Annotated in this window: 21 protein-coding genes; 14 read left to right on the top strand and 7 right to left on the bottom strand. The window is 69.4% G+C overall.

Features of this window, described 5'->3' with window-relative positions:
- Nucleotides 1–172 precede the first annotated feature (172 nt).
- Complete coding sequence (locus ACSHXC_RS03020) at nucleotides 173–532, top strand: ArsR/SmtB family transcription factor (RefSeq protein ID WP_438290021.1); 360 nt, start codon at nucleotides 173–175, stop codon at nucleotides 530–532.
- A gap of 121 nt (nucleotides 533–653) precedes the next feature.
- On the opposite strand, the gene ACSHXC_RS03015 is transcribed toward ACSHXC_RS03020, so the two are convergent.
- Both ACSHXC_RS03015 and ACSHXC_RS03010 read right to left on the bottom strand, forming a co-directional pair.
- The gene (locus ACSHXC_RS03015) at nucleotides 654–2,018 is read right to left on the bottom strand and encodes a hypothetical protein (RefSeq protein WP_438290020.1); all 1,365 of its coding nucleotides are present in this window, start codon (nucleotides 2,016–2,018) and stop codon (nucleotides 654–656) included.
- A 61-nt stretch (nucleotides 2,019–2,079) separates the two neighbouring features.
- Nucleotides 2,080–3,597, bottom strand: coding sequence for an LCP family protein (locus tag ACSHXC_RS03010; RefSeq protein ID WP_438290019.1), 1,518 nt, complete (start codon nucleotides 3,595–3,597; stop codon nucleotides 2,080–2,082).
- 150 nt (nucleotides 3,598–3,747) lie between these two features.
- Here ACSHXC_RS03010 and tatA point away from each other — a divergent pair, with 150 nt between their 5' ends.
- The 9 genes from tatA (at nucleotide 3,748) to ACSHXC_RS02965 (ending at nucleotide 9,245) form a co-directional block, all read left to right on the top strand.
- Entirely contained in the window at nucleotides 3,748–4,032 is a 285-nt protein-coding gene (gene tatA, locus ACSHXC_RS03005) for a Sec-independent protein translocase subunit TatA (RefSeq protein ID WP_438290018.1), read from the top strand.
- Between the two features lie 87 nt (nucleotides 4,033–4,119).
- A complete protein-coding gene (locus ACSHXC_RS03000) occupies nucleotides 4,120–4,749 on the top strand; it encodes an NAD(P)-binding domain-containing protein (RefSeq protein WP_438290017.1) in 630 nt (209 codons plus the stop codon).
- The gene (locus tag ACSHXC_RS02995; protein WP_438297099.1) at nucleotides 4,661–5,164 is read left to right on the top strand and encodes a hypothetical protein; all 504 of its coding nucleotides are present in this window, start codon (nucleotides 4,661–4,663) and stop codon (nucleotides 5,162–5,164) included. Before ACSHXC_RS03000 ends, ACSHXC_RS02995 begins: the two co-directional genes overlap by 89 nt.
- Nucleotides 5,165–5,503: 339 nt before the next feature.
- Nucleotides 5,504–5,662 carry a DUF5993 family protein gene (locus tag ACSHXC_RS02990; protein WP_438290016.1) on the top strand — a complete coding sequence of 53 codons (159 nt, stop codon included), beginning with the start codon at nucleotides 5,504–5,506 and terminating at the stop codon, nucleotides 5,660–5,662.
- A gap of 19 nt (nucleotides 5,663–5,681) precedes the next feature.
- Nucleotides 5,682–6,242: a disulfide bond formation protein B gene (locus ACSHXC_RS02985; protein WP_438290015.1), complete on the top strand. Its 561-nt coding sequence runs from the start codon at nucleotides 5,682–5,684 to the stop codon at nucleotides 6,240–6,242.
- Between the two features lie 172 nt (nucleotides 6,243–6,414).
- Complete coding sequence (locus tag ACSHXC_RS02980; RefSeq protein ID WP_438290014.1) at nucleotides 6,415–7,062, top strand: RNA polymerase sigma factor; 648 nt, start codon at nucleotides 6,415–6,417, stop codon at nucleotides 7,060–7,062.
- Nucleotides 7,052–7,783 carry a ubiquinol-cytochrome c reductase iron-sulfur subunit gene (locus ACSHXC_RS02975; RefSeq protein WP_438290013.1) on the top strand — a complete coding sequence of 244 codons (732 nt, stop codon included), beginning with the start codon at nucleotides 7,052–7,054 and terminating at the stop codon, nucleotides 7,781–7,783. Before ACSHXC_RS02980 ends, ACSHXC_RS02975 begins: the two co-directional genes overlap by 11 nt.
- Nucleotides 7,784–7,845: 62 nt before the next feature.
- The gene (locus ACSHXC_RS02970) at nucleotides 7,846–8,310 is read left to right on the top strand and encodes a cupredoxin domain-containing protein (protein ID WP_438290012.1); all 465 of its coding nucleotides are present in this window, start codon (nucleotides 7,846–7,848) and stop codon (nucleotides 8,308–8,310) included.
- The gene (locus ACSHXC_RS02965) at nucleotides 8,307–9,245 is read left to right on the top strand and encodes a metallophosphoesterase family protein (RefSeq protein ID WP_438290011.1); all 939 of its coding nucleotides are present in this window, start codon (nucleotides 8,307–8,309) and stop codon (nucleotides 9,243–9,245) included. Before ACSHXC_RS02970 ends, ACSHXC_RS02965 begins: the two co-directional genes overlap by 4 nt.
- Nucleotides 9,246–9,291: 46 nt before the next feature.
- Here ACSHXC_RS02965 and ACSHXC_RS02960 read toward each other — a convergent pair whose 3' ends face one another.
- Together ACSHXC_RS02960 and ACSHXC_RS02955 are read right to left on the bottom strand one after the other, a co-directional pair.
- Nucleotides 9,292–9,963, bottom strand: a complete 672-nt coding sequence (locus tag ACSHXC_RS02960) for an NADPH-dependent FMN reductase (protein WP_438290010.1) — start codon at nucleotides 9,961–9,963, stop codon at nucleotides 9,292–9,294.
- 244 nt (nucleotides 9,964–10,207) lie between these two features.
- The gene (locus ACSHXC_RS02955) at nucleotides 10,208–10,573 is read right to left on the bottom strand and encodes a YybH family protein (protein ID WP_438290009.1); all 366 of its coding nucleotides are present in this window, start codon (nucleotides 10,571–10,573) and stop codon (nucleotides 10,208–10,210) included.
- A 106-nt stretch (nucleotides 10,574–10,679) separates the two neighbouring features.
- On the opposite strand from ACSHXC_RS02955, the gene ACSHXC_RS02950 reads away from it, so the two are divergent.
- Both ACSHXC_RS02950 and ACSHXC_RS02945 read left to right on the top strand, forming a co-directional pair.
- Nucleotides 10,680–11,570, top strand: coding sequence for a LysR family transcriptional regulator (locus tag ACSHXC_RS02950; RefSeq protein WP_438290008.1), 891 nt, complete (start codon nucleotides 10,680–10,682; stop codon nucleotides 11,568–11,570).
- 119 nt (nucleotides 11,571–11,689) lie between these two features.
- Nucleotides 11,690–12,568 carry an alkaline phosphatase family protein gene (locus ACSHXC_RS02945; RefSeq protein ID WP_438290007.1) on the top strand — a complete coding sequence of 293 codons (879 nt, stop codon included), beginning with the start codon at nucleotides 11,690–11,692 and terminating at the stop codon, nucleotides 12,566–12,568.
- Here the strand turns inward: ACSHXC_RS02945 and ACSHXC_RS02940 are convergent.
- Nucleotides 12,512–13,252, bottom strand: a complete 741-nt coding sequence (locus tag ACSHXC_RS02940; protein WP_438290006.1) for a hypothetical protein — start codon at nucleotides 13,250–13,252, stop codon at nucleotides 12,512–12,514. The two genes, ACSHXC_RS02945 and ACSHXC_RS02940, sit on opposite strands and share 57 nt — an antisense overlap.
- Complete coding sequence (locus tag ACSHXC_RS02935) at nucleotides 13,249–13,962, bottom strand: class I SAM-dependent methyltransferase (protein WP_438290005.1); 714 nt, start codon at nucleotides 13,960–13,962, stop codon at nucleotides 13,249–13,251. Before ACSHXC_RS02935 ends, ACSHXC_RS02940 begins: the two co-directional genes overlap by 4 nt.
- A 370-nt stretch (nucleotides 13,963–14,332) precedes the next feature.
- Between ACSHXC_RS02935 and ACSHXC_RS02930 the strand changes: the two genes are divergently transcribed.
- Both ACSHXC_RS02930 and ACSHXC_RS02925 read left to right on the top strand, forming a co-directional pair.
- Nucleotides 14,333–14,770, top strand: coding sequence for a hypothetical protein (locus ACSHXC_RS02930; protein ID WP_438290004.1), 438 nt, complete (start codon nucleotides 14,333–14,335; stop codon nucleotides 14,768–14,770).
- Between the two features lie 91 nt (nucleotides 14,771–14,861).
- Nucleotides 14,862–16,148 carry a MalY/PatB family protein gene (locus ACSHXC_RS02925; RefSeq protein WP_438290003.1) on the top strand — a complete coding sequence of 429 codons (1,287 nt, stop codon included), beginning with the start codon at nucleotides 14,862–14,864 and terminating at the stop codon, nucleotides 16,146–16,148.
- A gap of 7 nt (nucleotides 16,149–16,155) precedes the next feature.
- On the opposite strand, the gene ACSHXC_RS02920 is transcribed toward ACSHXC_RS02925, so the two are convergent.
- The gene (locus ACSHXC_RS02920; protein ID WP_438290002.1) at nucleotides 16,156–18,885 is read right to left on the bottom strand and encodes a discoidin domain-containing protein; all 2,730 of its coding nucleotides are present in this window, start codon (nucleotides 18,883–18,885) and stop codon (nucleotides 16,156–16,158) included.
- Nucleotides 18,886–19,410 lie beyond the last annotated feature (525 nt).

The raw sequence follows: 19,410 nt of genomic DNA, 5'->3' as shown, positions 1-19,410 counted from the left end.
CACCATCGGTGGGCCCCAAGGCTCCGGCGGCTTCGGCGAGCCTCCGTCGCACAGTTGCGTAACTATCTGGAGGCTGCTGAGGGCGTCTCCCTGTGGGCGGCAGTGCGGTGCCTACACTGAGGGCGCCCCCGGGCACAGGACGTGACCGGGACGCGATGGGAGGGCGGACGAGATGGCAGCGGGCAGCGGCGAGTTCACGGACCCGACCGTGGAGGTCATGGCCGACGCCGCTGCGGCGTTCGGCCTGCTGGCCTCGCCCGCCCGCCTGCACATCATGTGGACGCTCGCCCAGGGCGAGAGCGATGTGTCGGGGCTCGCGGAGCGGGTGGGCGGAGCGCTTCCTGCGACGAGCCAGCATCTGGCGAAGCTGAAGCTCGCCGGCCTCGTGGGCTCGCGGCGCGAGGGGCGCCGCCAGATCTACTACGTGGACGACCAGGACATCGTCGCCGTCGTGCAGTTGATGGTGCGTCAGCTGAGGCGGGCCGTCGATCGGGCAGCCCCTGAACCTCTCCTGCGTTCCGTGAGGTCCTGAGGCCGGGAGCGGTTCACCATCCGTCGGTAGTGCAGTGTGACGTGAGGGTGGACCGGCCGACTGGCCGAGTACGGAGCCGGCCCCGGTTGCGGCGCCGGGGCCGGGTCTCGGATCGTGACGGCTACCAGTCGCCGCCGCCGAAGTCGCCTCCCGAGTCACCGCCGAACCCACCGCCGCCGAAACTTCCCGAGAAGTCGGACGGGTTGAAGTCGGAGCCGCTGGACTCGCCGCCGCCCGGCAGGCTTTCGGCTCCGGCCAGGCCCGGCTCGGCGAACGCGCTCGGCGCGCTGATCAGGCTGCCGAGCATGGTGCCCACGAGGAGACCGCCGAGGATGCCGCCGGCACCGCCGAAGTAGCCGCCCGCCCAGGGGGCGTAGGCGGGCCCGGCATTCCAGTACGGCTGCGGGCCCTGGTCGGTGGGGACCATGCGGGCCTCGGGGTCCTGCCCGGAGTTGACGCGTGCGGTGTCGTCGGCGCAGGCCGGCACCGGGCGCGGGCTGCCCCCGGGCGGGGCCCACTGAACGTCGGTCACCGAAGGGCCGTGGCGGGGGTCGAAGAAACACGGCAGTCGGCGCTCGGGCAGAAGCCGGCCGCCGCGTCGCGCTTCCAGGGTGGCCAGGGCGAACCGGCCGTCGGCGAGCGTCTCGGCCACCGGCGAGACGTCCTGCGGTGCACGGGCCGCCGCCATCTGCTCCTTCGCCTTGTCGTAGGCGTCGAGGGCGTGCTCGTAATCCTTGCGCATGGCGTCGGTGGCGCCGGACTCGGAGGGGGTGAAGGCGAGCCGGTCGAGTTCTTCGCCGAAGGCGGTGATGTCCTCGTCCACCACGGTGCGCAGGGCCTCCAGTTCGGCGCGCTCGCGCTCCTGGCGCTTCTTCCGCGACCGCCTCAGCAAGGCGTATCCGGCGCCGCCGCCCACCACGAGTACTCCGCCGACGGCGAGCCACGCGGCGGTGGCGGAGCCGTCCTTACCGCCGCCCGACCAGGAGTCGGGGGCCTTGCCTCTGGTCTGGTGCAGGGCCTGGTCCACGAAGGCGTTGAGCTCCGTCTTCGCGTCCGCAGGCGAGGACCGCTTGACGGCGCCCACCAGGTTCTCGACGGCGTTCTTGGCCATCACCTGCCGATCGGCTCCCGCGTTGAAGCCGTCGCCGAGCCGGATCGCGTACAGCCCGGTGACGCCGGTGAGCGAGCGCACGTCCTTCAGGACGGTGGCCGACGGAAATTCGGCACCCTGGGGCAGGACGGCCACGAAGACCGGCTTACCCGCATCCTTGATCTTCTTCGCGAGCGCCTCGGCATCCGGCTTCGGCAGCTGGGCCTCGGCTCGCGGATCGACGTAGACCGGGCTCTTCTTCAGCGCGTCGGCCACCGTCGCCGTGCCGCTCGCGGCATGGGCGGGTACGGGGACGAGGGCGGCGGCCAGGGCGAGCAGCAACGCGGCCAGAGCCGTGGCCCAGCTCGGTCGTGCGGCCCGGGGACAGGCAGGCATGGGGGATTCTCCTCGGGTGTGAGAGGTGGCCGGATGGCCTGAGTTCGCTCTCCTGTGGCGGTCAGCCATAGGAGAGGTCGGAGCAGGGGTCGTCGTCGGCGGAGCGGGCGCCTCCTGCGACGGTGGAGGGCAGCGCGGTCGGCGCGGCCGATGCGGTGGTGGCCGGGGTGGCGGCGTACGCCGTGCCGAGGATCACGCTGACGCCGGAGGCGGTGGAGGGCTGGAGCTCCGCGCCCGGAAACAGGCGGGCGAGGGTCGTGGCCCGGGTGTTGCTGCCGGGACCGTAGGTGATGACGGTCATCTGGTGGTCCTGGCTATGAGCAGTCGCCGTGCCGGTGACCGTGAAGCCGTGCTGCTTGAGCGCGTCCGCGGCGCGAGTGGCCAGTCCGGTGATCGTGGTGGCGTTGACCACGGCGACGGAGATCCCGCTGCCGGACACGGATTCCGGGGTGTTCGGCGACGGGGACGGGTTGCTGGCCTGCTCGGCGTGGTGGCCGCCGGCGTCCTGGCCGTCCAGGGTGTGGTCCGCTTTCAGCGCGGACCACAGGGCCTCGGCGTCCGGGTGGACGATCGCGACCCGCGCACCCTGGTACCGCCAGGGAAGGGTGACGAACTTGGTGTTGCGCAGGTCGACGTTCCTCAGCGACATGGCGAAGGAGATCAGCTTCTGGGCGGAGCCGAGCCCGGGGTCCACAGTGAGTGACTCGGTGGCGGCGTTGGCGAGCGGGAGCAGGCTGGTGGGGCTCATGCCGTCACTCCTGATCTTCCTCAACAGGGCAGCCACGAAGGCTTGCTGGCGTTTGATGCGCCCCATGTCGGAGCCGTCGCCGATGCCGTGCCGGATGCGTACGTAGTCCAGTGCTCTCTGGCCGGAGACGGTCTGCGGGCCCTTGGCGAAGATCTGGTCGCCGAGGGTGGGCCGGTGGGGATTGAGGTCCTTCTGGTAGATGTCCTGGGGCAGGCAGACCTGGACGCCGCCGACGGCCTCGGTCATCCTCGCGAAGCCCGTGAAGTCGACGACCACGGTGTGGTCGACGCGCAGCCCGGTCAGTTTCTCCACGGTGTTCTGGGTGCAGGCCGGATTTCCCCTGGCGGACCGGCCCACCGAATAGGCCGCGTTGAACATGGTGTTGGTCTGCGGACTGGTCCAGCTGCCATCGGGCAGCTTGCAGGCGGGGATGTTGACCAGAGTGTCGCGGGGAATGGAAACGGCGACAGCATGCTTCCGATCGGCGAACACATGCAGCAGGAAGGCGGTGTCGGACCGGCCGATGTCGCTCTTGTTCCCGCCGCCCAGGCCGCTGTTGCCGTCGGTCCGTGCGTCTGTGCCGATGACCAGCACGTTCGACCCATTGGCCGACGCGGGCGGCCGGTTGTCGGAGATTTCGTCCGCACCGAAGGTCTCGATGTTGCCGTCGAGCTGGATGTAGACCCAGCCCGTGCCCGCCGTCAGCAGCACGAGCAGGAAGACCGCCACCGCAATCCCACTCTTCGCCCTGCTGCGCCTGCGCTGCCGACCCGCCGCCACGGCCCGGCCACCAGCCCGACGATGCCCCGACACCTTATGGCTGCCCGCCATGTGCGCGCCCCTTGTCCGTGCGGTCCATACCGAAGAAGGGGACGCGTTGATCCCGCCCAACAGTTGTACAGTTGCGCAATGTAGCAATCTTTTCGGCGGGTGTGCTCCTGACTCCCCCGTCCGGCCCTGCGAGAGGAAGGCGAGGATGGAATGCTCCGAAATGCGCTGGAACCATGGCATCTGCTGATCCTGGTGACCGTGATCGTGTTGCTGTTCGGCTCCAAGAAACTGCCGGACGCCGCCAGGGCGCTGGGAAAGTCGATGCGCATCCTCAAGAGCGAGGCCAAGGCGATGAAGGAAGAAGGCGGCACGCCACCGACGGCTTCCTCCGAGCCCAGCCCGGCCACGCCCGAGACACCACGCACCATCCAGAACGCCCCCGGGGACACCTCCTCGGCCCGCCCTGCCGCAGAAGGCTCCCACGGCACGCGCTGACCCTCGCCCGGCCGCGTTACACGGACGGGTCAACCTCCTGGCCGGGCGGGAACGTTCGGCCGGCCGGAACCCGCTGGTAGGAGGCGTGTGGTGCTGCCTCACCCGCGTCGACGTCCGCCTTCTGCCCTTCTCGGCTCCTGCTACGAGCACGGCGCCGACGATGTCATTCGCTACGGCGTCGAGGTGCGGGCCTGCCGATGGGACCAGCCCGGCCGACGCTGGCTCGTGACCACGACGGCGGGCTCATATGCCGCGAAAGCCTTGGTCATGGCGGCGGGCCCCTGGCACCAGCCCCGGTATCCCGACATCCCCGGACTGGCAGGCTTTCCCGGTGCCGTCTTCCACTCGGCCCGCTGGGACCACGAGGCCGATCTGGACGGCCGCCGCATCGCTGTCGTCGGCAACGCGGCATCCACCGTGCAGTTCCTCCCCGAACTCCAGCGGCGCGGCGCACACATCGACGTATTCCAGAGCACCGCCCCGTGGGTCCTGCCCAAGCCGGACTACGCGCTCCCCACAAAGGTTCGCAGACTTCTGGAACGCCGGCCCACGGCGCGGCGCCTCGTTCGGGGAATGCACCACTGGACGCAAGAAGCCATCGGCCTGGCCCTGCGCCTCGCCTTCGGCGGTGTCGGCTCCCAACGTCACCCTGCACCCCACCCGTGCGGAACACATCGAGGGCAGCATCATCGTGGGGGCCGACGGGCGACAGATTGACGCGGACGTCATTGTCCTGGCCACCGGCTTCCACATCGGCGAAACGCCTCTCTCACGTCGGGTGTACGGAAGTCAGGGCAGGACGCTGCACGAGCGGTGGCAAGAGGGCCGACGCGCCTATCTCGGGACCAGTGTCAGCGGATATCCCAATCTCTTCCTTCTCCTCGGGCCCAACATCCTCAACGGCAACGTCGCTGTCCCCACCGTCCTGGAAGCACAGTTGCGCTACATCACCGATGCGCTGACACACCTGGACCGCAGCAAGCACACCGCCATGGAGGTACGTCCCGAGGTGGAAGAGGCAACAGGTGACCCGAACCGACAAAGGAATCCGGAGACCGTCATCATGCTGATGATCCCGCTGGCCATTTCCGAGGAGCCGCTACGCAACGAAGCAGAGCTCGCCTTGGCGTAGCGCCGCGGCATCCGCTCCGCGCAGCAGGACTGAACTCCCGTACGGCCTGCCGGCCCTGCTTCTCCGGTTGAACAGGGGACGGCGCGGTCGGATCGGTCGGTGAGAGCCGACTGATCCCGTCGCCTCGGCGCCCGGCCGGGGCTGCCCGGCCCGATGAGGCTGAGCAGCAGATCCAGGGAACGCGGGTGAGAGCGGCATAGGGCCAGACCCATGGGCTCGCGTGGCTCCGCACGGTTCACCGGAATGCCGCGCGGCGGGTTGCCGGACGCCCGTGGCGGCGGGCCTAGCATGCGGCTGACGCTCTGTCAGAGATGTTGCCGAACTCGCCGAGGTGGCCGTGTGGACACCCTGATCTTCCTGCTCATCGTGGTCGCGCTGCTCGCGGTCGTGCGGGACAAGCCGCGTGCCTGGGTGATCGGGCTGATGCTCGCCTCGACCGTGGCGGCGCTGTTGATGTTCAACCACCACGCGACCGACTCGCTCGGTTTCCACTACTGAGCGGGGAACGGCCAGCGCAATGACCACCAATCGGCTCGGCTACCTCCTCGCCCACCTCTTCGTGCTCGCCTACTGCGCGATCCTGCTCACCAGCCTGTGCTTCCAGATCTTCAACGGTGACATGCCCTGTCCCCTGTGCGTCGTGCAGCGCATGGCGATGCTGCTCACGGCGGGCGGCGCCGCGTACGTCATCGTCCGCTCGCGCAGCGGGGCGGTCAGTGCCGCGGACTACATGGCCGGGTACGGCCTGGCCGGCGTCGCGGCGTTCGGCGGACTCCTGATGGCGGCCCGTCAGGTGATGCTGCACCTCAACGATCCCAAGGGGTACGGGCCCGCGGTACTCGGCCTGCACATGTACACCTGGGCCGCCGTGACCTTCCTGGTGGTGCTCCTCTACGGCGCCCTGGCCTTCGTGTTTGCCCCGCAGCTGATGCCGAAGGGCGTCACCTTCGGCACGCCGTCCAAGGCGCTGCTGTGGCTGCTCGTCGCCATCGCCGTGGTCATTACTGTGATGACCTTCGCCGAGGAGGGCTTCCACCTCACCCTCCCCGACGACCCGGTCCGCTACGAACTGTTCTGAGGTCCGGGACCGGTCCGCGCGGTAGGCGACCCGCTGGGGTCGCCCGCCCATGGTCAGGGACGTGGCCACCGTACGGTCGCGCGGCTGCCGGCCCCACGGTGTAACCCCCTCTGCTATCTCCTTATGGGGAAGGTCGTTGCCTTGGGGGAGCGGTGGGCCGGGATGGTGAGGCATGGCGATTCGCCGACCGAAGCGACACGGGCGCGAACCCGGTGGCCGGGACGTCCCGGCGTGCCCGGGGGATCGGGACGGGGCGGACGCAGGCGCGGATGCGCAGCGCCTGCGGCTCGTGCGCGGTGAGGTGTACGCGGACTGGGAATCCGTCTACCGGGACAATGTGAGTCTGGTGTTCCGGGTGATGTTCTCCAGGGTCGGCAACCGCATGGACGCCGAGGACCTGACCACGGAGGTGTTCCTCGCCGCGCTGGGTCCCCTGCGCACGACGGCGACCGTGCCCGAAGTACGCGCCTACTTGCTGGCCACCGCCCGCACGGTTCTTGCCGCGTACTGGCGGCGCGTGCTGGGGCACGAGGTGACGACGCTGGCAGCCGGCTACCTGGACGAGCTCGCGGAACGCGAACCTTCCGACCAGGTGTCGGACGCGCCGCAGCGGGCCCGCGCGATACTCGATGCTCTTCCGGAACGGTACCGGCGCATCCTCGAACTCCGTTTCCTGGAAGCGCGATCGGTGAAGGAGGCGGCAGCCGAACTCGGAGTGTCCGTGACCCATGCGAAGGTGCTCCAGCACCGTGCCCTGCGCCAGGCGGCCCGTGGCGCGGCACCCGCCGAGGAGCAGGAGGGCGAGGACGATGAGCTCTGACGCGTTGTGGCGCTACGTCGAAGCGTTGCTGCGGTCGGGTCGGCCACGGCCCTTCCGGACCCGGCCCCAGGACACCGAGGTGCTGCGCACGGCCATCACCCTGCGGGCGGCCCGGCCGGGGAGCGACGTACCCCGCGAGGAGTTCGTCGGCGCGCTGCATGCCCGGCTTGCCCGGGAGATGACCGAGGGGAAGCCGGGAGCCCGTCCCGCGGCGGAGCGGCGGACGGGCCGTACCCGCAGACGCGTTGTGCAGGGTGCGGCGCTCGTGGCGGCGTCGGCCGTCGGTGTCGTCGTGGGGCGATCGCTCGGCGCCAGTACCACGGGCCCGACGGAGCAAGGGGGTTCGGCATCGGCGACGCTGCGGCCGAATCGAGGGGAGTGGCGGACGGTCGTGGCCGGCGCCGACCTCCCCAGCGGTGCGGTGCGCGGCTTCGAGACCGGGGCTGTGTCCGGCTTCGTTTCGCGTGAGGGCGCGCGGCTGCGAGCGGTCTCGGGGGTGTGCACCCATCAAGGCTGTGCGCTCGTCCTGGACCGGGCGGCCCGGCAGCTCGACTGCCCGTGCCACAACTCCGCCTTCGCGGTCACCGGCGAAGTCCTGCACCATCAACTCCCCATCGCTCTCCCGGCATTGCCGCGTATCGCGGTGCGCGAGACGCATGGACAGGTGCAGGTGTACGTGCCGCCGCCATCGGGTGTAACCCCACCCCCTATTCAAGGGTGAGGCCCGCACAACGGGGGCTTGCCGGGTTCGCCGTAGGGGCGGGCCGAATACGGGGGAATCAGATGCGCATACCGAATCTCGCACGCCGGACAAGTAGGCGTGGACGGGCGATCGCGACGGCGGCGGCCATGCTCGCCCTGCTCGCCGCATGCGGATCGCCACAGGGAGGTGGGAGCGCGTCCGCGCCGGCCGGGCACTCTGCGATGCCCGGCGCCGGCGCACCTGCGGCGAGTGGGTCCCGGCAGACCGGAGCCGGCGGTGAGAGCCCTTCCACCGCCGGCTCCGTATCCATCAAGAACGACGCCTTCACGCCCGAACTCCTCACGGTCAAGGCGGGCACCACGGTCACCTGGACCAATGACGACGAGGAACCGCACACCGTCACCTCGGACGCGAACGGCCCTCTTCACTCGCCCGGCCTGGACACAGGAGCGGTCTACCACTTCACCTTCACCACACCGGGGACATACACCTATCTGTGCACGATCCACCCCTTCATGCACGGCACCGTGACGGTGACACCGTGAGCGGGCCGGGCGAGGAACGGCAGCGCATGACGCGCCGTCAACTTCTGCGGCACAGCGCATGGTTCGGGTCCGCGGTCGTCCTGACCGTCGGCGGTGGTGAGATCGTCAGTCATCTCGTCGGGTCCGGGCACGAGCCGACGAAGACGGGACCGGGGACGCTGAGCATCGTCCAGCTCAGCGACAGCCACCTCGGCTTCCGCGGCGCCGCCAACACGGACGTCACCGGGTCGTTCTCGCGTGCCGTCGAACGCGTCAACTCCCTCGACCAGCGCCCCGATTTCGTGATGCACACCGGCGACCTGACCCATCTGGCGACACCTGCCCAGTTCGACCAGGTGAAGCAGATGATGACCGGCCTGCGGACCGGGCAGGTGCACACCGTGCCCGGCGAACACGATGCCATCGACGACGCGGGGCAGAAGTACCGGAGCGCCTTCGGGGCCGGAAGCCGGGGCGACGGGTGGTACAGCTTCGACGCCAAGGGTGTCCATGTCATCGCGCTCGTCAACTCGCTGAACCTGAAGAAGCTGGGCCATCTCGGCGCCGACCAGCTTGAGTTCGTACGCAAGGACGTCGCGGGGCTGTCCGGCGACACACCCATCGTGGTGTTCAGCCACATCCCGCTGTTCGCCATGTACCCGGCCTGGGGATGGGGCACGGACGACGCGGTTCAGACGCTCTCCTACCTGCGCCGCTTCACCTCGGTGACGTGTCTCAACGGCCATGTGCACCAGCTCTTCACCAAGACCGAGGGCAACGTGACCTTCCACAGCGCCACCACCACGGCCTACCCCCTGCCCCACCCCGGCGACGGACCCGCCCCCGCACCGGTCACCCTCCCCGCAGGCCGGCTGCGACAAGCACTCGGCATCCGGGACGTGACCTACAAGCGGGGCTCAGGCTCTCCGGTCGTCAGGGACCACGACTTGGCATGAGGGGCCGGGTGGTCAGCGCCGCGCAGGGGGCAGCCGTGGGAAGCGGTCAGTCCTGCGCGCGCTGAGTGACGGGCGCGTCCGTACGGTCGCCCAGGAACTCGTACCAGCGGCGGCGCAGGCAGACGTAACGGGTGTCGGCCTCCACCAACCGCAGGAAGGAGTCCGCCGCGTCGGCCAGGCGCTCCTGGAGACCGGAGTCGGCCAGGTCACCACTCTCGGTGAAGCCCTCGTGCGCCTTGGCGAGACTGAACATGTCCGGATACACGCGGGTGCCCAGGTGTTCCAACGGGACCCGGAGTGCCCACAGCCCGCGGTTGCCCCCGACCATGGAGGGTGAGGCTGAAACCAGAAGCGCGTGCTTGTCCTTGAACGGCTGGGGCCGGACGCGCGACACCCAGTCGACTGCGTTCTTCAGTACTCCGGGCACCGATGCGTTGTACTCGGGAGCGGAGATCACGAACGCGTCGCATGCCTTGATGCGCTCGTGCAGGGCCAGCGCGCCGGGAGGCAGCCCCTCGGCCGATTCGACGTCCCCGTCGTAGACCGGCATGGAGAACTCCCGCATATGGGCGAGGTCGGCTGTCGCGCCCGCGCGTTCCACCAGCCGGGCGACCAGCGAGGCGAGACGGCCGTTCAGGGAATCGGCACGCATCGACGCCCCGAAGACGAGCACCCTCACAGGATCGTGCTCTGCCTCGTGCGCGGTGTCTGAGGCCATGGGATGGACCTCCATGTGTCGACAGGGGACGACGGTGGTGGGCGAGGGCCGCTCTGCCCATGGTGGCTCGTCCTTGTACCGCCGACGACTCGGCAAGGGAATGCTGCTCTGGCGGCGCGCCGGCCGCAAGACCCGGGGCGGGAGAGAGGCCACCCCGAGCGGTGGGACCCGTCGCGGGGTCCCAGACCGATCTCGACGGGCTTCCTGGCCGATGACCGGCGGCCTCCCGCAAGGGCCGGCTGGATCAGCGGGCGGGTGGCACGAACTCGGGCTGGTCGAGCAGGCGCAGCCAGCTTCCGTCGGGCTGGCGCCGGACGACCTGTGCCCGGGCTCCGCTCCCGTCCTTCGGCGGGGTCGAAGTGAGGGCGATGTCGCCGCTGATCAGCGTCGGCAAGGGCTGCTCCGGCTCGAAGCGGGGACGGTTGGCCAGCACCTTTTCCCACAGCGCCCGGATCGCCTCCCGGCCCACCGTCTCCGCACCGGGCGGGTAGGCCATCACCGCGTTCTCCTCGTAGAGCGCGGCGACCCCGGCCGCATCGCCGGCGTTGGACCGCTCGACGAACAGGCGCGTGATGTCTTCGGGACGCATGGCCTTCTCGTATTCCGGCATGGTTCCTTCCCTTTCCTCCTGCATCGGGCTTCTGTGACTCCCAGCCTGGTCGTCGGCTGGCCAGAAGTCCAACAGATGGTTCTTCTGGAAAGTAGAATCGTCAGTCATGGACCTGAGGCAGCTGGAATACTTCGTCGCCGTCGCCGAAGAGCAGAACTTCACCCGGGCGGCCGAGCGGGTGCACATCAGCCAGTCCGGCGTCAGCGCCCAGATCCGACAGCTGGAACGCGAACTCGGTGCCGAGCTGTTCGACCGGTCGGCACGCACCGTAACCCTCACCGTCGCGGGAAAGGCCGCGCTCGAACACGCCCGCGCGGCGCTCGCCGCGGCCGGGGCCGTCGGCCAGGCGGTGGGTGAGGTCACCGACCTGATCCGGGGGCGGCTCACGGTCGGGATGGTCATCGGCTGCACCATCACGCCGTTGTTCGAGGCTCTCTCGGCGTTCCACCAGGAACATCCCCGCGTAGAGCTCTCCTTGCTGGAGGACAACTCGGACCGGCTGGTCGAGGGAGTGCGCGCCGGCACCATCGACCTGGCTCTCATCGGGACCGGCAGCGCCACCCCCGACGGGCTTGACGCACTGACCATCATCAGCGAGCGGCTCGTCGTGGCGGTTCCGGCCGGGCACCCGCTGGCGAAGCGGCGGCGGGTCACCCTGCGCGACCTGGTCGCCCACCCGATCGTGTGCATGCCACCCGGCACCGGGCTGCGCACGGTACTCGACCGTGCCTGCGCCGCACAGAACCTCAGGCCCGTGATCGCGCTGCAAGCCAGCGCGGCGGACGCCATTGCCGACCTCGCAGCCCGGGGGCTCGCCGCCGCCGTCCTCAGCGAATCGACGGCCGCGAACTACCGTGACCGGCTCACCGCACGCACCATCGATGACGTCGAAACACCAGCGTTGCTCGCCCTGATCTGGAAGAACACGCACAGCCCGGCGGTGCGTGAGCTGCTCGTGCACAGCCGGCAAGCCTTCGCCAAGCCCGAACCCAAGTAGTGGCCGGGGCCGCATGAGACGTTCGCCCGGTCTTCACCTGCCGCTGGCTGTCGGGTTGGCATGAACACTCCTAACCTCCAGGTGCCTTCCCTCATATCCCCCACAATTCGGAGGTAGTTGTGTCCGGCGAGTCCACGCGCCGTACCCGCACCGCGTTTCTGTCCGCCCTGAGCCTGGTCGCCGCGTCCACCGGCCTCTGGCTCGGCCTCGGCGGAACCTCGCATGCCGCGGCCGGGGTGCCCACCCCCGACCACGTGGTGGTCGTGGTCATGGAGAACCACGCGTACAACCAGGTCATCGGCAGCTCCAGCGCCCCATACATCAACTCTCTGGCATCCGGCGGCGCCAACCTGACGGCCTCGTACGCCGAGACGCATCCGAGTCAGCCCAACTACTACGCGATGTTCTCCGGCTCCACCCAGGGCATCACGGACGACAGCTGTGTCACCCCCGGCTTCTCCTCCGCGCCCAATCTCGCCTCCGAGCTGATCGGCGCCGGCAGGACATGGGCCAGCTACAACGAGTCGCTGCCCAGCCAGGGGGCGACCGACTGCAGGGCCGGGGACTACGCGCAGAAGCACAACCCGTGGTTCGGCTTCTCCAACGTGCCCACGGACTCGGCGTACACCTTCGACCAGTTCCCCACCGACTACAGCACGCTGCCGCAGGTGTCGTACGTCGTGCCGAACCTGTGCAGCGACATGCACGACTGCTCGGTGTCCACGGGTGACACCTGGCTGCAGAACAACCTGGGTGCGTACGCGGACTGGGCTCAGAGCCACAACAGTCTGCTCGTGGTCACCTTCGACGAGGACAACCGGCTTGCAGGCAACAGGATCCCGACGGTGCTCTACGGCCAGCCGGTGACCCCGGGGTCGTCGTCCTCGACGACGTACAACCACTACAACCTGCTGCGCACGATCGAGGACATGTACGGCACCTCACACGCCGGAGAGGCCGCCAACTCCATTGACATCACGGGTATTTGGGCCTCTTGAGGAGCTGCGGACCTGGAGGTACTCCAACACGCCGCACAGCGACAGCACGCCCAGCACTGCGACGACGTGTTCTCTGCCCGCCAGATTGCCTTTGATGAACAGCACCTCGACGACCATGGCCGCCACCACGAGTCCGCAGGTGAGCCGCGCACGGTAGCGCCAGCACACGAAGACTGCCAGGCCCACCACGGCTGCCGACGGCCCGGAGTCGTTGAGGTGCGCGGCCGACGCCGGAAGGCCGAGGGGGCCGTCCGGCCCGAGCCGGACGCCAAGATGTGCGTACATCGTTCCGGCGAGCGTGGCTGCGTACGCGACCGCCAGGGTCCGGCGGCCGCCCAGACAGATTTCGCAGATTCCGAAGACGACCAGGATCTGCGCGAGCGCGCCCCATACCGGGAGGTCCAGCGCGGGCACGAAGAGGGACAAGGGGGTGCGCAGCAGGGTCAGCCACAGGGGATCGTGTGCATGTACCGCCCCCAGTTCCTGGACGAGGCCGTAACCCCAGGACTGGTTCTGCACGATCTGCAGCAGCAGCGTCAGACACACCGATGCGATCGTGATCGGAATCGCACGGAGCCCCCGCTCGCCCAGCCCGTTGCGTACGGTGCGAAGCAGCGGCCCCCACTCCGCGCGCACGGCTCGGCGCAGGACCGGCCTGTGCGTTGCCTGGTTCCGCGGCATCATGAGCAGACAGCGGTCTTGGCGCTGCCCAGTGGCTCAAGCCCCGGCCGACCGGCGGACACAGGGCCGGGCGAACGCCGCAGCCGTGCGTAGTACGCGAAGGGCGGACCGGTGCGACGGCTGACGCGCAGGCCCGCAGCGCTCGCGTGACCGATGAGGTGGGCCGGCCGGATCTGGTGACGGTCGAAGAACTCCCCGACGACGAGTCGGCCACCGGGCTTGAGAACCCTGCGCAGTTCACTCAGCGTCTGAGCCGGATCCGGGATCTCCCCGAGCGCGGTGACCAGATAGGCGGCGTCGAACGTCCCCTGAATGAACGGGAGTTGGTGCGCATCGGCCAGGGTGGGCACGATGTTGGTGATGTTCCTGTCCACCGCCCGGCGCATCACATGGTCGAGCATGGGCTGCTGGATGTCGACGATGTCCAGTCGGCCCTCGGGCCCCAGCTGCGGTGCTACGTGGAGGGACTGGAGCCCGGTGCCTGGGCCGACCTCAAGAATCCGCTCGCCCGGACGGGCCTCCAGCATGGCGTCCAGCCTGCGCAGGGTCAGGAACGGCAGCGGAAGGTCGAGCAGCCGGTGCTGGGAGTACGGGTACGGGGCGGAGTCGGACATCCACCACGCGCCGAACGCGGCACCGATGGTGGCTCCCGCCGCGACTCGCCTGAGGTTCCGGCTGTGCCTGATCGTGGCCGGGATCGGGATGCTGGACATGGTTCTCCTTCGGCAACTTGCGTGCAGAGCTGGGCCGGTCCGGAACACATCGAGTACTCATGTGCTGGGCATGGGTGTCTCACTTACGGCGTTCCGGAGCGGTAAGCAGGGAAGGTCCGCGCTCGGCTCGCCCCCTGCCAACACCACAGTGCCGAGGGACCCGGACCCGATCCTCAACCCAGGCATCCGAATGCATGGTGGTACTAGGGACACCACGGCCCCCGGGAGCCGAATCCGCGGGGGGATTCCCCGAGTCGGGGGGTGAACCCAGTGCCACCCCGGAGTCGGGTACTGGCGTTGGCGACTGGGGCCCTCGCTCCGGTCAGGCTCGGTTGTGTACCTCAAGAGCGGGCCAAGGAGAGTCGACGCCGTGAACACTGTGCTGAACCAAGAGCTTCTTCGCCCATCCGGCGACGACGACCGGGTCCAACTCCAGGGCACCCCATGGTCGGTGAGGCTCAGCCGGGCGACTCTGGGACGTGCGGCCCTGGAGATCTACGACGGCGAACGCGTCGTGGACGTCGTCGTCCCGACCGCTCTGGTCTCGGCCACCCTGCTCGGCGCGCTGTCGGGCACGCGGGCCGACGGCGGTCCCATCACCCTGGCCTGGGGCGTCTTCGAGGGCGGGCAGGCGGTTCCGCCGGACGTCACCTTTCAGCGCGGGCGACGGTGGGGGAACACGTCAAGGAAGGGGACGGAGGTCTTGGTCGGCAGTCAGTTCTGGCTCAGCGTCGCGGAAGGTCGCTTCGCCACCGCGACCGCCACACGCCGCAACGGCGACATCGAGCGGCGTACCGTACTGCGCTGACACCCCGGCCCCGGTCCTTCACCTCGTCGGGTAGGGGCTACGAGTACGGTGCCGGGGGTAGCGCTTGCGCCGGGACCGAAATGGCGGTCCAATGCTGATCGTGACTGCCGCCGGTGGGTGCGGCTCCGCAGACGCCGGAGCCGGAGAATGTTCGAACCCTCTAGAGGAGCTTTCGCTTGAGCAGCTCCGTAAGCGCAGCAGCATGAAGTGGCGCACGCATCCGGCAGACGTCCTGCCTCTGTGGGTGGCGGAGATGGATGTCCTGCTCGCACCGCCGGTCGCCGAAGCGCTTCGATCGGCCATCGATGCCGGTGACACCGGATACCCCGCCGGAACCGAGTTCGCCGAGTCGCTGGCCGGCTTCGCCGCACGTCGCTGGAAGTGGGAAGGGGTGGCGGTCGACCGCGTCGCGGTGATCCCGGACGTGATGATGGGTGCGGTGCAGATACTGCGGCTGATCACTGACTCCGGCGACCCGGTCATCGTCAACTCCCCGGTGTACGCACCCTTTTACGCCTTCGTCACCCATGACGACCGCCGGATCGTGGAGGCACCGCTCGGGCGAGATCTCCGCATCGACCTGGACACGCTGGAGGAGACGTTCCGGCGTACCCGGGAGCAGAGCGGCAAGGGCAGGATCGCCTTTCTCCTCTGCAATCCGCACAACCCCACCGGAACGGTTCACACCGTCGAGGAGCTCGCCGCCGTCGCGGAGTTGGCTCGCCGGTACGCAATACGTGTCGTCGCCGACGAGATCCATGCCCCACTCGTACTGCCGGGCGCCGACTTCACGCCCTATCTCAGCCTGCCCGGAGCCGAGGACGCCTTCTCGCTCATGTCGGCGACCAAGGGCTGGAATCTCGCCGGAATCAAGGCGGCACTCGCCATCGCCGGGCCTGAAGCCGCTGCCGATCTGCGCCGGCTGCCCGAGGAAGTCCATCACGGCGCCAGCCTCCTGGGCGTCATCGCCCATACGGCGGCCTATCGCCACGGGGACAAGTGGCTCGATGCGTTGCTGGCAGGGCTCGACGCGAACCGCTCCCTGCTGGGCCGGCTCGTCGACCAACACCTGCCCGGAATCGGCTACGCCAGGCCGGAGGGGACCTACCTGGCCTGGCTCGACTGCCGCTCCCTCGGCCTCGCCCCGGAAGGAAGCCCGACAGACCTTGCGGTCGTCAGCGACCTGGCCGGCCCCGCCCAGCTGTTCCTGGAGAACGCCCGGGTGGCGCTCTCCGCCGGCCACATCTTCGGAACGGGAGGAGCCGGGCACGTCCGTCTGAACTTCGCCACCTCCCCGTCCGTCCTCACCGAGGCGATCACTCGGATGGGACGCACCGCCGCCCGCCACCTGCGCGGGTCGAACGGGGCCCGCAGCTGAGCAGCACCTAGTTCACGGTCAGCTCCGCGATGCCCGGATGCTGCTTGGCCCCGGCCTCGCCCCGGACCGTCACGCGTACGTACCGCGCGAGTCGCGCATCACCCGCCGTCGCGGGCTGCCAGTGGCGCCCGTCGAGGGAGAGGTCGATGCTGTAGCCGGTGGGTTTGGTGCCGTTCCAGGTGGGGGTGACCTTCGTTACGCGGACGGGCCTGGCGAGGTCCGCCGTCAGTTCGCCGCTCGCCCCGTCCGGGACCCAGGCCGTGGCCCCGTTGCCGTCGAGCGCGGCGTCCGCGTACATGCCGGGCTGTTCGGACGAGGCAGTGGCGGTGGTGCAGCGGGCCGCGTTGGTGGTGGGCGTGAGGTCGGGGCGGCGGGTCTTGAGGACGGCCGGGGCGCCCTTGCTGACCATCTGCTGGCCCTGGGGGGTGTCCAGCGTCATCGGGGCGCCGTCGGTGAGACGCACGGTGGTGCGGTGGGCGCCGATCTCGATGTCGTAGGTGCGCCCCTGCCAGGTCAGTCCGTGCAGGGTGACGCCGCGGTCGAGCTGCGGGGGCAGCATCGGGTCGAGGTGGAGGCGGTCCTCGCGCATCCGCATGCCGGTCAGGCCGTTGGTGAAGACCTGCAGGAAGCCGCCCTTGCCGGTCAGGAAGTCCTGGGCGGGCGATCCGGCCAGCGGGTCCTGGGCGCCCGCCTTGTCGCCGCGAGCCTCCGAGAACTGGGCGAAGGGGCCGCGGACGAACGGCTTGATGGAACGTTCCAGATAGGTGTACGTGGAGCAGCCCGGCTCGCCGAGTCCGGCGGCGTCGATGGCATGCACCGAGTCCGTCATGGCCGGGCCGTCCGGGTCGGTGCGCTGCGCGTAGTAGTCGAGGGTGGCGGCGTCGGCGCCCTGGGGCATCGGCCACTCCAGCGGATACATCAGCAGGACCGTGTCGGCCTGTTTGATGGTGCTGCCGTGGTATCCGGCGTACTGCTGGAAGACCTCGCTCCGTGCGTCGTACGGGATCCGGATGTGGTCGGCGATCGTCTTCCACTCGGTGGGCACCGGCCGGCCGAGCAGTTCGGCGGCGCGGATGGCGTGGCGCAGGGCGGTGACGGCGCCGGCGTTGGTGAAGACCGCGTCGTCGACGCCGTTGCTGTATTCGTCGGGCCCTGCCGTGTCCTTGATCGAGTAGCTGCCGTCCGTGTTGCGGCTGACACGTCCCGCCCAGAACTCGGCGATGCCCTGCAGCACCGGCCAGCCGCGCTCGCGCAGCCACTGCGTGTCGTTGGTGGCCAGGTAGTACTGCCAGGTGGCCAGGGAGATGTCGGACTGGAGGTGGATCTGGGTGCGGCAGTGCGGCGGGTCGACGCTGTGGCACTCCTGGGCCAGGTTGCCCGAACTCCCGCTGTTCCAGGGGTAGAAGAGCCCCTGATAGCCGAGCTCGCGCGCATTCTCGCGGGCCCCCGCGAGGGTCCGGTAGCGATAGTCGACCACCGTCTTGGCGAGTTCGGGCCGGGTGACGAGCAGGCCCGGGTACATCCACGTCTCGGCGTCCCAGAAGACGAGGCCCGCATAGTTGTCGCTGGTCAGGCCCGTCGGAGCAATGCTGTTGTCCGCGCCCTCGCGGGTGTTGGAGAACAGCCCGTACTGCGCGGACCGCACCCACGACTGCATCCCGGGCTGTCCGGGTATCTCGATATTGCTGCGCCAGAGCCGCGACCAGGCGGCGGTGTGGGCGCTCAGCAGGGCATCCCAGCCGTCGTCGGCGGCACGCTGTGAGGCGGCGGTGGCATCGCGGCGCGGTGCGCGCGAGGTCAGCGACGTGTCGACGCCGACGTACTTGGTGAACTCGTACGACTGTCCACGTCGGACCGGAAGGCTGATGGCCTGATGGGTCGTCATCTCCTTTGCCTGACCGGCCTGTTGGACGTTGGTGGCGTGTGCTCCGCGTCCGGCGCGCAGGGTGGAGGCGACGGCTCCGTCCACGTCCGTGCCGTCCGTGCGGAAGGCCACATCCATGCTCGGTGCGGTCCCGTCGCCGCGCTGCCCGCCGGTCCGGTCACCGCCGCCGGTCTGCCGCATGCGCCGCGCGCCGCGCCCGTCCAGCAGGTCGGTCACGGTCGCCTCGCCGCTCCAGTGCGGCGTCATGCTCAGACGTACGGCGCCCACGTGCGGGTTGACGCGGTCGGCGAGCACCTCGTACACGAGGTCGGTCCGGCGCCCGTCGGTCGCGGTCCAGGTCAGCGACGTACGCACCACGCCGCAGTGGAGAAGGAGCGACTGACGGTAGTGGGAGATCCGGCCGGACGGCGTCGAAGAGTTGAAGGTATCGCCCTGTGCTCCATCGGTGCCGACGGCGAGCGAGGTCCAGGTGGGCAGCGCCGCGACGGCCTGCCGGTCCCCGGCGGTCTGTTTGTTGTGCGCGTAGAGCCCGGACACGAAGGAGCCGTCGTAGCTCGGGGTGAACAGCGGCCAGCCGGTCTTGGCCGTGCTGTCGGCGTATCCGGCACCGTTCGGCGGCACGCGCTGCCCCAGGTAGCCATTGCCGACGAAGGCATGGTGGGTGTCCGACGCGTCGATGCGGGTGGTGCCAAGCGCCCAGCCGTCGCTTTCGGGGCAGGTGGCGGTCGTGGCGGCGGTGTTCCGCACCGGCTGCGAGGCCGCCGGCGGCACGGAGGCGAGAAGCGCTCCGGCCAGCAGCACCGCGGTCAGGCGGGCGGCACGCGGCCGCACACCGAGGGAGTACGACGTCATGGTTCTCCGTGACTCTGGTTCGCCTGCGAGGGTCCTGGGACCATAAATTTCCTGAACGATTCACGTCAATAGATGTGCAGTCTTCGTCAAGTTTCGAACGTAAGAGGTTGGCTGCCGGTGTACGGGCCGAGGCGTTTCAGCCAGGGTGGGGAGGTCGGTGAGGCACGGCGGCGGGTTGTGTCCTGCGCTGGTCGCTGCTGAGCCACTCGGCATGTCCGCCGGTGTGGGCGACGACCTCAACCGGGTTGGCCGTGGAGGAAGGCGGGTTGTGGCGTGGACGCCAGTTCCTGCGGGGGTCTCAAGCCGTCCTCGCCGTGCTGCCCGAACTCCCACCCGAAACCGGCTCGTTGCTGCTGGCGGGCCCAAGAGCACCGACATCCGCCGCCGCAGGCTGCGCTCGCCGATGCGGAGTCGACGCGCGATCGTCTCGTCCTTCAGCCCGCTGTCCATCGTCCGATCGGTATGGGCGGACAGGGCAGTAACACTCGCCGCCGATCCGCGACACTGGCCGCCGATCCGCGATCG

The organism is Streptomyces sp. HUAS TT7 (genome assembly GCF_051550175.1).
Classification (GTDB): domain Bacteria; phylum Actinomycetota; class Actinomycetes; order Streptomycetales; family Streptomycetaceae; genus Streptomyces.
This window is presented reverse-complemented; position numbering and strand designations above follow the sequence as displayed.